This is a genomic window from Sphingobacterium sp. UGAL515B_05, assembly GCF_033097525.1.
Taxonomy (GTDB): domain Bacteria; phylum Bacteroidota; class Bacteroidia; order Sphingobacteriales; family Sphingobacteriaceae; genus Sphingobacterium.
The window spans coordinates 4,538,484-4,551,198 of the sequence record NZ_CP109907.1; the positions used below are offsets into that span (position 1 = coordinate 4,538,484).

Here is a 12,715-nt window from a genome sequence, read left to right on the forward strand (position 1 = left end):
CTTTGAATGGCTGAATTCAGTGAAAGACGTGTTCATCAGCAAATACGTAATTTTGAGCGGGCAATGGATGGTTTTGAAGCTGATCAACCATTTTCGCGTTATCTGACTACTTTTTTTAAGTTGAACAAGCAAATGGGATCTTCGGACCGGAAGTCTACCTCCCGTTTATGTTATAATTATTTTCGTCTGGGAATGGCGGCTTCGCAGTTGTCCCAACAGCGCAGGTTGGTGCTTGCGGAATTTCTATGTGAACAGGAAAGTCCTTTGGTGGCCCTTTTTGAGCCTTCCTATAGCGATAAACTTCATCTGCCGCTGAAAGACAAAATTGCATTCCTGACGTCTGAAGGTGTTTTTAATCGGAATGACCTCTTTCCTTTCGTGGATTATATTTCTAAGGAGGTCGACTTGGTGCAATTTTTAGAGAGCCAATTGATCCAGCCCAACTTATATGTTCGGGTGAAACGTGGGAAGACAAAGGTCGTGTGCGCTATTTTGGATAACAATCAGATTCCGTATTCTATGATTGGCGATCAGACTATCGCCTTGAATAATGGAACATCCTTGCAGCGATTTGATGCATTGGATGGAATTATAGAAGTGCAGGATATGTCTTCGCAGCGCACTTTGGATTATATGGAACCCGCTGAAAGAGAATCCTGGTGGGATGCATGTGCGGCTTCGGGTGGTAAATCGCTCTTGTTGATGGATGCTTGTCCATCTGTTAATCTTTTGGTTTCTGATGTTCGCATGAGTATTCTCCGAAATCTCGATGAACGTTTTGACCGTGCTGGAATAAAACATTACCGAAAAAAAATACTCGATCTTACGAAGGATACCTTTTCAATTCTTGGGAGCGAACGATTTGATGGGGTGTTATTGGATGCGCCTTGTACTGGATCGGGAACCTGGGGGCGTACACCAGAGATGGTTAGGCAATTTCGGGCCGCTAAGATTGCCGAATTCAATGCACTACAAAAGAATATTGCAAGTAATGTGGTGGGGCATGTTAAAGCGGGCAAGCCTTTAATTTATATAACCTGCTCTATTTTTAAAGCAGAAAACGAAGATGTTGTCAATTACATTGTAGATAATTTTGGTTTTGAAATAGAACGTATGGACTATTTGAAAGGTTATGAAGAGAAAGCGGATAGTATGTTTGTGGCGCGATTGATTAAAAAATAATTTATATATATTAAAAGCAAAAAGGCTATTTTTTCATTGAAAAAATAGCCTTTTTTTATACATATGGACCGTTTAATATCAGTCACATTTACTTGGAACAACGAGCACAGGGCAGGTAGATTTACGAATGACTGACTCGGAGACAGAGCCGGAAATGAAATGGTCAAAGCCCGTCCGTCCATTGGTGCCCATAATAATAAGATCTGCAGACCACTCATGGGACGCGGCTAGAATTTCTTCTTTAATGGATCCGATTCGATTAAAAAGATATACTTCTCCTGCGCCGGTAAATTCGCGACTTATTTTCTCAAGATACTTTTGTGCATTATCCTGTTCCATTTCCGATACTTCTGGAACGATGATAGGTTGCTGACCTAATAGCGGATCTGCACCAAAACTAGCTGGAGAAGTAGGGGGAACAACCGTGACAAGTGCTATGGAGGCTTCAAATACTGCGGCCATTTCTTTGGCATATAGTATCGCCTTTTCTGAGCATGGTTCGTCGTCAACCGCGACGAGTATCCTTTTGAATTTTGAATTTGTATTCTCCATTTCTACTATAATTAATTTATCTTCGTCATATAATATATAATCACATTTTTGACGATTTTGTTTTGTTTAGCACATGAAATATGGTATTTGTACACTAGCGCTCGTTCCGCTACGTTTAGAACAGGCACACCGTAGTGAGATGGTTTCTCAGGTATTGTTCGGGGAACTTTTTGAGATCCTTGATGAACAGGCCGATTGGACATCAATACGTCTGTTGGAAACGGACTATTTAGGCTGGATTCAAAACGGGCAGTTTCAGGAACTAAACGACTTAGATATGCAAAATTATCTGACCGGAACACCAATTATCGTTGGAAGGGAGGGAGGAGTCCTTGTTGCGGATACCGCACAATTTCAGCTCTGTCATGGAACCAAGCTCTACCTAAATGCAGAGAATACTGTCAGTTTATCTCCATTGGGATTAACCTATCAAGGTAGTATCAATCCGTTTACCAGAAATCAATTTGAAACTGAGGTGTCGCGATTGGCTTTGAGTTATAAGGACACTCCTTATCTATGGGGTGGGCGTTCACAATGGGGAATCGATTGTTCCGGTTTCTCCCAATTGATTTATAGCTGTTTTGATCTTTCCTTACCTCGTGATGCTTATCAGCAGGCAGAGATTGGGCAGACTGTAGATTTTATTTCAGAAATAAAAGTAGGGGATTTGGCTTTTTTTGACAATGCCGAAGGAAGGATTACCCATGTAGGGATTATGCTGGATCGCGATACGATTATTCATGCCTCAGCGAAAGTCCGTGTTGATCGGATGGATACGGAAGGTATTTTTAATGCTGAACAGAATCGTTATACACACAAACTACGGATTGTTAAACGGTATAATTGATAAAGGTGGATATATAAAAAAAGGCTATAAGTAATTATAGCCTTTTCTATTGTCACACGCCTTATTGACTAGAAGTGGAACTGCACACCTAAAGTTGGCGCTAATGAATTTGCGTCTAAACCAAATGTGTTTGTTGATCTATCTGCTGTTTTATTATTGTTGTAGTTGTAGTATAAACCTCTAACTTTTAACTCGATACCAACTTTGCTTGTTGGGAAGTATGCTAAACCCGGAGCTAATTCAACACCATAGTTCTCAAATTTTGATTCCGCTTTTACGTTATTTGTTTCAACGGTAGTTTTTCCCCAAGACATTGGCACAGATAGTTGTGCAAAAAATCTTAATGGACCATTAGCAGAATATTTTCTTACAAATGGAGAAACTTGGAACGCATCTCTTTTTGTGCTTAAGTCCATAACACTCTCATCTTTGCTCCAGTTGTAACCAATTCCAGTACCAATTGCCAAGTTGTCACTTACAAAGTAACCAACTGTTGGGTTGATAGAGAATGAGTTGTCTTTGAAGTCTGTGTCTTTAACTTTTGAAGTCTGGAAGCCAACTTGACCACCAACCATAATTTTTCCTTGTTCAGTTTGAGCTTGTGCTGCTATTGTTAAACCTGCAATGGCAGTTAATGTTAGTAAAACTTTTTTCATGTCTTTTTTATTTAATAGTTTGTTTTAATGTGTCAGTAATTACTTCCTGACTTTTTAAATTTGTTAGTCAAATATCGAAATCTTATTTTAATTTTTTGTCACTAGATTGTCTAGATGTTTTGTCATTATTGTAAATAATAGTGGTTCAATTGATTAAAATTTAATGTATTTTTATTTTTATCGTTTCTATTTAACAATAATGATATTGGTCTGACTTTTTGTTTTTAATTGTCAATTTCAAGTAAGAAGACAAAAAAAAGCCATTTGTCAGCAGCGGACAAATGGCTTTTTTTTTGTATTTGAAAGACCGGTTTTAATCGAAATATTCTTTGATTCGTTCGAAGAATGATTTTTCACTTTTACCTGGTTGAGGTTTAAAGTTTGGCGATTCTTTCAGTTTGTTCAATAATTCTTTTTCTTCGTTAGATACGGCTTTTGGTGTCCAGATATTAACGTATACAAGTTGGTCCCCTTTGTGATAAGAGTTGACTTCAGGAATACCTTTTCCTTTTAACCGTAAAATTTTACCGCCTTGTGTACCGGGCTCAATTTTGATCTTCGCTTTTCCATCTATTGTAGGGACTTCAACGCTGGTGCCTAAGGTCGCATCTACGAAATTAATGTATAGATCATAGATTACATTTAGTCCGTCACGTTTTAGACTTTCGTGTGGTACTTCTTCGATCAGGATAATTAAATCTCCTGGTACACCACCACGCGGAGCAGCATTTCCTTTTCCACTCATGGAAAGTTGCATGCCTTCACTTACTCCTGCAGGAATATTGATTGCGATTGTTTCCTCACCGCGTTCGAGTCCTTCACCTCTACAAGTTGTACATTTTGCCGTAATTTCAACACCTTCGCCATTACAAGTAGGGCAAGTGCTTGTTGTTTGCATTTGTCCTAAGATGGTATTTGTTACTCTTCTAACTGATCCAGATCCCCCACAGGTTTTACAGGTATGGAAAGAAGATTTATCTTTAGCACCAGATCCGTCACAAGAATGACAGACCACTTGTTTGTTAACCTTTACCTTTTTCTCGACGCCTTTGGCAATTTCTTCGAGTGTTAATTTAACTTTTATGCGTAAGTTGCTTCCACGAGCTACCCGACGGCCGCCACGCTGGCCACCACCGCCGCCAAAGAAACTTTCAAATGGATGTCCTCCTCCAAAGATATCACCAAATTGGCTGAATATGTCTTCCATATTCATGCCGCCGCCACCGCCAAAGCCACCACTTGCCGAATTACCGGCATGGCCAAATTGGTCATAACGTTGACGTTTTTGTGGATTGCTCAAGATATCGTATGCCTCAGCAGCTTCCTTAAACTGTTCTTCAGCTTCATGATCACCAGGATTTTTATCCGGATGGTATTTTATCGCCAATTTGCGATATGCTGATTTAATCTCTTTCTCGTCCGCTGATCGCGAGACACCAAGTATATCGTAATAATCTCTTTTTGACATCGTCTTAATATTATTGACCTATAACTACCTTTGCGTGACGGATCACTTTGTCACCCAAGTAGTACCCCTTTTCGATCACGTCTACGACTTTATTCTTTAATTCTGCTGTGGGTGCAGGAATTGCTGTGATAGCTTCTTGTAATTCAGGATCGAAGGCTTGGCCTGTGGCTTCCATTTCCTTTAACCCCAATTGCGACAACGTTTGTCTGAATTTGTTGTTAACAATATCCATTCCTGTTTTAACAGATTCAACATCTGTTGCTGTTTCCATGGCTGTTAACGCTCTGTCAAAATCATCTAGTGTAGGTAATAGCTTGCTGATGACATCTTTTCCAGCTGATTGAATCAATTCAACACGTTCTTTGCTTGTACGTTTTCTATAATTGTCAAATTCAGCAGAAAGACGAATGTATTTATCCTTTGCCTCTGCCAATTCTGCAGCCAATTTCTCTTCAGTAGACAGTTCTTCTGCTATATTATCAGCAGGCTGTTCCTGTTGTTCAGAAGAATTTGCTTCTACTGGATCTTGACCTTCATCGTAATAATTATCTTGCTCATTCATATCTTCAATGCTAAAATTAGATTCAAAAATTTACTCTATGCTTCGTTTGTCAAAGTTTTTGCCAAACAATAAAATTCCGACAGCTTGTCAGATTTTATTAAAAAAGCCTAACAATTTGTCGGAATCTCATTTTTTATATGTCAGTTTTCCGTCTAGATACTGACATTGTCCTGTAATATCCCATCGGCGGTCTTGATGATGCGTGATGGCATATTACGGATAATGGTATAATCGTGTGTTGCCATTAAAATAGCTGTTCCGGAATTGGCAATGTCACGTAATAATAAGACGATTTCTTCTGACGTAGCAGGATCCAAGTTACCGGTAGGTTCATCTGCCAGAATAATTTCGGGGTTATTTAATAATGCGCGGGCAATTACAATGCGCTGTTGTTCACCACCAGAAAGTTCATGGGGCATTTTCTTAAGTTTCGAACGAAGCCCAACTTTCTCCAGTACATCCAATATACGGTTGTCGATCATTTTCTTATCTTTCCAACCTGTTGCTTTCAGTGCAAATTCGAGATTTTTCTCGATGCTTCTATCGGATAAAAGATGAAAATCCTGGAATACAATACCCAATTTTCTACGCAAATAGGGGACATCATTTTCGTGCAACTTTTTAAGGTCAAAGCCTGCAATCATTCCTTCACCATTACCGATGTATAAATCGCCGTAAATGATTTTTAGTAAACTACTTTTTCCACTACCGGACTGGCCGATCAGGTAAATAAACTCTCCTTTACCAATGTTTAAATTGACATTGGACAAGACCAGATGTTTTTGTTGGAAGATATCAACGTTTTTTAATGTAATTACTTTATTTTCAATCATGGAAGCTAAAATTCTAATTTTTTAATTTGCCCAAAAGGCATTTCTTTAACCAGTTGCATGATATATTCTGCCTTTTCTCCTAATCCAATCTTATCGAGTGATTTATCTGGGCGGTCGACTCTAAAATATGCCAGCAAGGTGAAGGCATCATCTCTTAATTGAACATAATCAGGGATTTTGGCGACACCTTTTACTTTAATGATATACATGATTTCAAAGTTAGTATTTTTAATGCAATTTATTTACTATGAATTTAAAGGAAGCTTATTGGTTTGCAAATAAAAAGTCCAACGTATTTACTCCATCAGCATAATCATCTAATGAAGGGCACTGGCTTTCTCCAAAATGAAATACCGGCGAGGACACATTTAATGCTGTTTCTGATACAATACATTGGATATTCTCTTGGGCTAGTTTGAGTTTATTTTCAACTTCAGCCAGCGTTTCGTATGTTTCGTAATACACCACTGCGAGGGGAGAAGCGGTTCGCTCATCTTCTTTGAGCAATAAAAATCCATTGTCAAAATGCTTGTCGCCATTGATCAGATAGATGGATTTGTTGTAGTCGTAATTGTTATTGTATTTAAAATGCTCGGTGATGGTGTTAAATGCGGCAATACCCTCGAAGAAATGTGCTATTGCGTAATCTTTTGGAATAAATAGCTTTGATACAGAGCGACAGCCCAAACCAAAATAATCAAAGATGTCATGTCCAAGTGACTCTAGTTGGCTTGAAGATTCTTGGCCAGTAATGACAGCAATACTATTTCTATTGCGACGAATAATATGCGGTTTGGTGCCAAAATAGTAATCAAAATAACGGGCGCTATTGTTGGAGCCCGTTGCTATTACCAAATCGAAATCCTTTAGTTTATCGACAATTTCAAAGGCATCGCCAAAATACGGGTCAATTTGTGTAAGCAGGTGGAGCATATAGTTTGTAAGACCTGCATCGTCCGATGAAACTTTGATTTTGGCTCTAAAGCCGCTGATCAGTACAGATAGGATATCATGAAACCCTACCAAAGGGATATTACCCGCAAGAATTAACCCGACAGTTTTCGTTGAATTTAGATCTGGATAAGGTGCCAACCATTGATTCAGCTTTTCTATTGTCAAATTGGCAGCAATAGCTTGAAGTGCGCGTTCAACATTTTGTGGGGTGTACCAGGGATTTTTATGCTGGGCGAATTGAATGATTTGAATCAAATCTTCAGGTCGCTTTTGCAGCTGCTCTCCTAATTTTACAAATGCATTTATTCGTTGTTGCTTTGTCAAAATATTAAAATTTTAAAAGATGAATACACAAATTTGTATTATATTTGTGCTGTTAACATTAATCAACGTGAATCAACTAGCCTTATTGTTCAATCAGACGTTGTTTCATGTTGATAATGCAAAAATAGTTTATTTATCATAATTGTGAGGTTATAAATGGCGATTAAAATTACAGACGAATGCATTAACTGCGGTGCTTGCGAACCGGAATGCCCAAATAATGCAATATACGATGCTGGTGTAACTTGGAAATTCTCAGATGGGACGGCTTTGGATGGGATTATTGATTTTGGCGATGGTGTTACACTAGATGCCAACGAATCTCAGGAAGCAATCTCTAATGAAGTCTATTATATTGTTTCAGATAAATGTACAGAATGTGTAGGTTTCCACGATGAACCTCAATGTGCGGCGGTATGCCCTGTAGATTGTTGTGTGGATGACGAAGATGTACGCGAGTCAAACGATGAGCTATTAGCGAAAAAAGCTTGGTTACACGCGGAATAAAATTAGTATTCCGTTAAAATATAAGGCAGGATAAGAAATTTTCCTGCCTTTTTTGTTTCTTTCTATTTTGACGAAATCGATATTTTGTTGTGAAACTTGGCTGTTTGGAATAATAATATTTGCAAAAGCGTAGTATTTTTTTATTTTTGTTCTTTTGACCATTAAAATCTTTTAAATGTTAAAAACCAAAATAGGGTTGATTACCCTGATCACAGTTACATTAGCTTGTATCATTGCTGTATTATACGAATTTGATGTTGTAGGCTTTTCGCATGAATTTCTAATGGCTGTCCGTTGGATAGTTGCTACCGTTTTGGTTGTAAATGCGCTCTTTAAGAAAAATTTGACCACCTGGATTCTGACCTGTATGATTATGGGGATATTTGTTGGGTTGGATTTTCCAAATCTGGCGATTTCCTTACAACCCTTAAGTAAAGGTTTTATCAAGTTGGTCAAGACGATTGTCGGCCCTATTCTCTTTGCTACACTTGTGTATGGAATTGCAGGACATTCTGATTTGAAACAGGTGGGACGTATGGCATGGAAATCTATGCTTTATTTCTTCTGCGCAACGACTTGTGCTATTTTTATCGGTTTAGGAGCTATCAACCTGACTCGAGCAGGTGTGGGAGTTGATGTTGCACATATGCCACATGAAGAGCTCCCTGTGCCAAAAGAAAGCATGGATGAACATATCCTCAAAACACTTCCGGACCATGTGCATCCTGTATATAAGTTCACTTCTTTTATACGTGACCTGTTTCCTGAAAATATTGTCAAATCAGTAGCTGATAACCAGGTTTTACAAATTGTTGTATTTTCAGTTTTATTCGGAATTGGATTGGCTATGGTGGATGAGAAAAAGCGTAAACCTTTGGTAGATTTCACCGAGAGTATGTCTGAGACGATGTTTAAGTTTACGAACATCATTATGTACTTTGCCCCGATTGGGGTCGGCGCTGCTATGGCCTACACGGTGGGGCATCTCGGTGTCGATATCCTAAAGAATCTTTTCATGCTTTTGGCGACCCTGTATTTTGCTTTAGTGTGCTTTTTATGTCTGGTTCTTCTTCCGGTAGCACTTTATCTAAAAATACCTGTGAAACGTTTTATTAATGCGATTAAGGAACCTGTTTCGATTGCATTTGCCACTACAAGCTCAGATGCGGCATTGCCAAAAGCAATGAGTGCCATGGAAAAATTTGGTGTACCTCGTAAGATTGTTTCGTTTGTAATTCCGACAGGATATAGTTTTAACTTGGATGGTACTTCACTTTATTTATCATTGGCTGCGATCTTTGTCGCTCAGGCGGCTGGTATCCATTTGTCGTTTGGACATCAATTAATGATTGCGTTTACATTGATGATTACCTCTAAAGGTGTTGCTGCTGTCCCAAGGGCCTCATTAATTATTTTGATTGCGACAGCGGATCAGTTTGGTTTACCAACATTTGTCATTGCTGCAATTTTAGGTATCGATGAACTCATGGATATGGCGCGTACCTCTGTCAATGTAATCGGAAATTGTTTGGCAACCGTTGTTGTCGCTAAATGGGAGGGCGAGTTTGATGAAGAAGCTCCTTACCGCGAAGATACTGAAGAGGCAATCTAATAGAAATAAGAAATAACTGACGAATATTCGTTGAAGAAAAGCAGTCTTGACATCTCGTTAAGACTGCTTTTTTATTGTCTTTAGCTCATGTTGATGATTTTGCTATGCCTATTTATCATATTTAGTACAGTAAACACCAATAGAACTGAAAAGCAAATCCATGGCGGGAAATGATGGAGGACCAGATGCCTTGTTTAAGTCTTATGAGAGGATGGGAGGTGATGGTCTTGAAAAAAAAGTGCTTGCAAGCTGTTGTTGGGGACCTGGGATCTTCTAAAATAGCTTGCAAGCGAAATATGTTATATCAACGTCCGTCCACGTAGTACCATAAATCATCTTGTTTTTTGAAGGTAGACTTTTCATGGTGAATTTGAACTTCCATCTGTGGATCCAGGTAATGAGCTTCAAACTCAACAGTGTGGAGAGTAGATTTAAGGATAGAGAGTTGCATCCATTTATTCTCCCGCGCCCATTGTCCGATTGCCTTTTTATTTTGGAACCGTCGTGTTGAGGGATGAAACGTATCGTATAGGAAATCGATCTGTTGAAGAACAAAGGCGCTATAGCGTGCGCGCATCAATGCTTCTGCGGTGGTTGCTTTGGCATGGAAAAGATGAATTTGCTGGCAGCATTCCCCATAGGTATTGCCAGAGCCACAAGGGCATAATTGACCTGATTCTATCACTTCTATGTTCTAAATTTTACCAGCCCTTAATAGCGCCATTTTTGAAGACTTTTTTTGCGGTTGCTTCTACTTCCGGAGATTGATAGGCTTGAATGAATTGTTGCACCTTCTCATCGTTTTTGTTGTCTGAGCGGGCGACAATCAGATTGACATAAGGTGATTCTTTATCTTCTGTGAATAAACCTTGTTTTTCGGGATCCAATCCAGCTTGAGAGGCGAAACTATTGTTGATGATGGCAATTGTTACTTGTGGATCATCAAGAACACGAGGTAACTGTGGAGCCTCCATCTCTATGATTTTAATCTGTTTAGGATTGCTTACGATATCTGTTACTTTAGGTTGGATGCCAACATTTTCTTTTAGACCGATAATTCCCTCGCGTTGGAGAAGTAAAAGAGAGCGTCCACCATTGGTAGGGTCATTAGGAATAGCAATAACGGCTCCGGGTTGTAACTCTGTGATTGTTTTTATTTTCTTTGAATAGGCAACAATGGGGAATACAAACGTGTTTCCGACAATGGTTAATTTCGTGAAACCGCGTTGTTTGGATTGCTCTTGTAGATAGGGCTGATGCTGAAATACGTTTACATCGATATCACCCTGATTTAAGGCTTCATTGGGTACGACATAGTCGTTGAAAGCCACTAACTCAACATCAAGATTGAACTTTTCTTTTGCAACTTTCTTAGCCGTCTCCGCAAGCTCCTTTTCTGGGCCGGACACAACACCGACTTTGAGGATATTCTCTTTCTTTTCTCTGTTATTGCATGCCACAATCGATACGAGACTGAAGGCTAAGATTGCAAATGCATAGTTCAATTTTTTCATATGATATAATTTATGTTAACGATGGTTTACTTTTTTTGAGATATAATCTCCTGTATACTGTAGCAGGAATACGATTAAAATTAATAAAATTAGAACAGAATTCATGATAAAAGTATCATATCCGACATAACCATACTGATAGCCAATCTGTCCAAGTCCACCGGCACCTACAGCACCGCCCATTGCAGAGTAACCAACAAGTGTTATCAAGGTAATTGTTGCATTGTTTACTAATGAGGGGAGAGCTTCCGGAAGCAAAACTTTGAAAATTACCTGTTGTGCATTTGCACCCATTGCTCGTGAGGCTTCAATCAGGCCATTTGGAATTTCCAGAAGACTATTTTCCACAAGTCTTGCTATAAATGGGGCAGCGCCTATACTCAGGGGAACCAATGCTGCGGCCATACCGATTGATGTTCCGACCACGTTGCGTGTAAACGGAATCATCCATACGATAAGTATGATAAAGGGGATAGACCTAAACACATTCACTAGCAATGAAACAAGTTGGTGCATGGCTTTGTTTTCGAGCAGTTGATGTTTTCGGGTCAAGAACAGGTATATCCCGAGTGGGAGACCTAGGATAAAACCAAAGAAGCCGGATAAGAAAGTCATGGTTAGGGTTTCTAATGTACCCGATAGCAGAAGATTAAATACCTGATCAGACATAGCCTAATAGTTTAGTTTGTGAATGCTTTTCTTTCAAGAAAGATACACTACGCGTTACATTTTCTTTTTCACCCGATAGTTCGGCCAATATAACACCAAATTTCATTTCGCCAATATAATCTATTTGTGCGGTAATGATATTTGTTTTGACTTGATATTGTTGTTCCAAATGTTGAATAAATGGGATTGATTCTTCATTTGAAGTGAGATAGATCTCGACGAGTGGGTTTCCAGTGCTTTTCAAGCGTTCCTGAAAACTTAGTGGAATTTCAACTTCAAGTGAAGACTGAATAAAGTTTTTAGTTGTTGTTTCCCGAGGGTTGGCGAATATTGATTCTACCGGACCAGTTTCAATCAATTCTCCGTGGTCTAATACGGCAACTTGATCGCAAATACTTTTTATAACATCCATCTCGTGAGTAATCAACAATATCGTAAGGTCAAGCTGTTTATTGATTTTTTTTAGCAGTTTAAGGATGGATTTTGTGGTTGCAGGATCTAAGGCACTTGTAGCCTCATCGCAAAGTAGAATGTAAGGATCGTTGGCTAATGCACGCGCGATGGCAACACGTTGTTTTTGGCCTCCGGAGAGATTTGCAGGGTACACATCGGCTTTGTCTTCCAAGCCGACCAAACGCAATAGTTCCAGCACTTTTTGGCTGATAAATTCTTTCGATTTACCTTCAAGTTCGAGCGGGAAGGATATATTTCCATACACTGTTCGTGATGATAGTAAGTTAAAGTGCTGGAAAATCATACCAATTTTTCTTCTTTTCAACATAAGACCAGTGGCAGATAGCGACATCAAGTCTTCATTTTCTATAATTACTTGACCACTATCTGGTCTTTCCAAAAGGTTGACGCAACGGATCAAAGTACTTTTTCCGGCTCCGGAAGCGCCAATTACACCAAAAATTTCACCTTTTTCAATTGACAGTGAGATGTCTTTTAAGGCATCAATACGTGTCGCTTTTACCTCAAAAGATTTGGATATGTTGTTTAGTTGAATCATTGACCCTGTAGGAATTTAGCAAT

15 protein-coding genes are annotated in these 12,715 nt (G+C 39.0%); 4 read left to right on the top strand and 11 right to left on the bottom strand.

What is annotated here, in order from left to right:
* Positions 1-6 precede the first annotated feature (6 nt).
* A complete protein-coding gene (locus OK025_RS18615; protein WP_317666046.1) occupies positions 7-1,182 on the top strand; it encodes an RsmB/NOP family class I SAM-dependent RNA methyltransferase in 1,176 nt (391 codons plus the stop codon).
* 78 nt (positions 1,183-1,260) lie between these two features.
* Here the strand turns inward: OK025_RS18615 and OK025_RS18620 are convergent, their stop codons facing one another.
* Positions 1,261-1,734: a universal stress protein gene (locus OK025_RS18620; RefSeq protein WP_286851427.1), complete on the bottom strand. Its 474-nt coding sequence runs from the start codon at positions 1,732-1,734 to the stop codon at positions 1,261-1,263.
* Between the two features lie 73 nt (positions 1,735-1,807).
* Between OK025_RS18620 and OK025_RS18625 the strand changes: the two genes are divergently transcribed.
* Positions 1,808-2,581: a C40 family peptidase gene (locus OK025_RS18625; RefSeq protein WP_317666047.1), complete on the top strand. Its 774-nt coding sequence runs from the start codon at positions 1,808-1,810 to the stop codon at positions 2,579-2,581.
* Positions 2,582-2,649: 68 nt separating this feature from the next.
* On the opposite strand, the gene OK025_RS18630 is transcribed toward OK025_RS18625, so the two are convergent.
* From OK025_RS18630 to OK025_RS18655, 6 genes are all read right to left on the bottom strand, one after another.
* Positions 2,650-3,237 (bottom strand): outer membrane beta-barrel protein, encoded by a 588-nt coding sequence (locus OK025_RS18630; RefSeq protein WP_317666049.1) that lies wholly within the window; start codon positions 3,235-3,237, stop codon positions 2,650-2,652.
* 313 nt (positions 3,238-3,550) lie between these two features.
* Entirely contained in the window at positions 3,551-4,705 is a 1,155-nt protein-coding gene (dnaJ, locus tag OK025_RS18635; protein WP_046672894.1) for a molecular chaperone DnaJ, read from the bottom strand.
* Between the two features lie 10 nt (positions 4,706-4,715).
* Positions 4,716-5,267: a nucleotide exchange factor GrpE gene (locus OK025_RS18640; protein ID WP_317666052.1), complete on the bottom strand. Its 552-nt coding sequence runs from the start codon at positions 5,265-5,267 to the stop codon at positions 4,716-4,718.
* Positions 5,268-5,419: 152 nt separating this feature from the next.
* Positions 5,420-6,100 carry a cell division ATP-binding protein FtsE gene (locus tag OK025_RS18645; RefSeq protein WP_317666054.1) on the bottom strand — a complete coding sequence of 227 codons (681 nt, stop codon included), beginning with the start codon at positions 6,098-6,100 and terminating at the stop codon, positions 5,420-5,422.
* A 5-nt stretch (positions 6,101-6,105) separates the two neighbouring features.
* Positions 6,106-6,309, bottom strand: coding sequence for a fructose-6-phosphate aldolase (locus OK025_RS18650; protein ID WP_070561119.1), 204 nt, complete (start codon positions 6,307-6,309; stop codon positions 6,106-6,108).
* Between the two features lie 55 nt (positions 6,310-6,364).
* The gene (locus tag OK025_RS18655) at positions 6,365-7,378 is read right to left on the bottom strand and encodes an acyl-CoA reductase (RefSeq protein WP_317666057.1); all 1,014 of its coding nucleotides are present in this window, start codon (positions 7,376-7,378) and stop codon (positions 6,365-6,367) included.
* 156 nt (positions 7,379-7,534) lie between these two features.
* Here OK025_RS18655 and OK025_RS18660 point away from each other — a divergent pair, with 156 nt between their 5' ends.
* Positions 7,535-7,885, top strand: a complete 351-nt coding sequence (locus tag OK025_RS18660; RefSeq protein ID WP_293907453.1) for a 4Fe-4S dicluster domain-containing protein — start codon at positions 7,535-7,537, stop codon at positions 7,883-7,885.
* A 175-nt stretch (positions 7,886-8,060) separates the two neighbouring features.
* On the top strand, positions 8,061-9,497 hold the full coding sequence (locus OK025_RS18665) for a dicarboxylate/amino acid:cation symporter (RefSeq protein ID WP_317666059.1): 1,437 nt from the start codon (positions 8,061-8,063) through the stop codon (positions 9,495-9,497).
* A gap of 304 nt (positions 9,498-9,801) precedes the next feature.
* Here the strand turns inward: OK025_RS18665 and OK025_RS18670 are convergent, their stop codons facing one another.
* From OK025_RS18670 to OK025_RS18685, 4 genes are read right to left on the bottom strand one after another with little or no spacing between them, the layout of a single operon-like run.
* Positions 9,802-10,182, bottom strand: coding sequence for a YchJ family protein (locus OK025_RS18670; protein ID WP_317666061.1), 381 nt, complete (start codon positions 10,180-10,182; stop codon positions 9,802-9,804).
* A gap of 16 nt (positions 10,183-10,198) precedes the next feature.
* On the bottom strand, positions 10,199-11,011 hold the full coding sequence (gene metQ, locus OK025_RS18675) for a methionine ABC transporter substrate-binding lipoprotein MetQ (protein WP_317666062.1): 813 nt from the start codon (positions 11,009-11,011) through the stop codon (positions 10,199-10,201).
* 15 nt (positions 11,012-11,026) lie between these two features.
* Positions 11,027-11,680 (bottom strand): methionine ABC transporter permease MetI, encoded by a 654-nt coding sequence (gene metI, locus OK025_RS18680; RefSeq protein ID WP_120334095.1) that lies wholly within the window; start codon positions 11,678-11,680, stop codon positions 11,027-11,029.
* A complete protein-coding gene (locus OK025_RS18685) occupies positions 11,673-12,692 on the bottom strand; it encodes a methionine ABC transporter ATP-binding protein (RefSeq protein WP_317666064.1) in 1,020 nt (339 codons plus the stop codon). The genes metI and OK025_RS18685 overlap by 8 nt, the downstream gene beginning before the upstream one ends.
* Between the last annotated feature and the right edge of the window lie 23 nt (positions 12,693-12,715).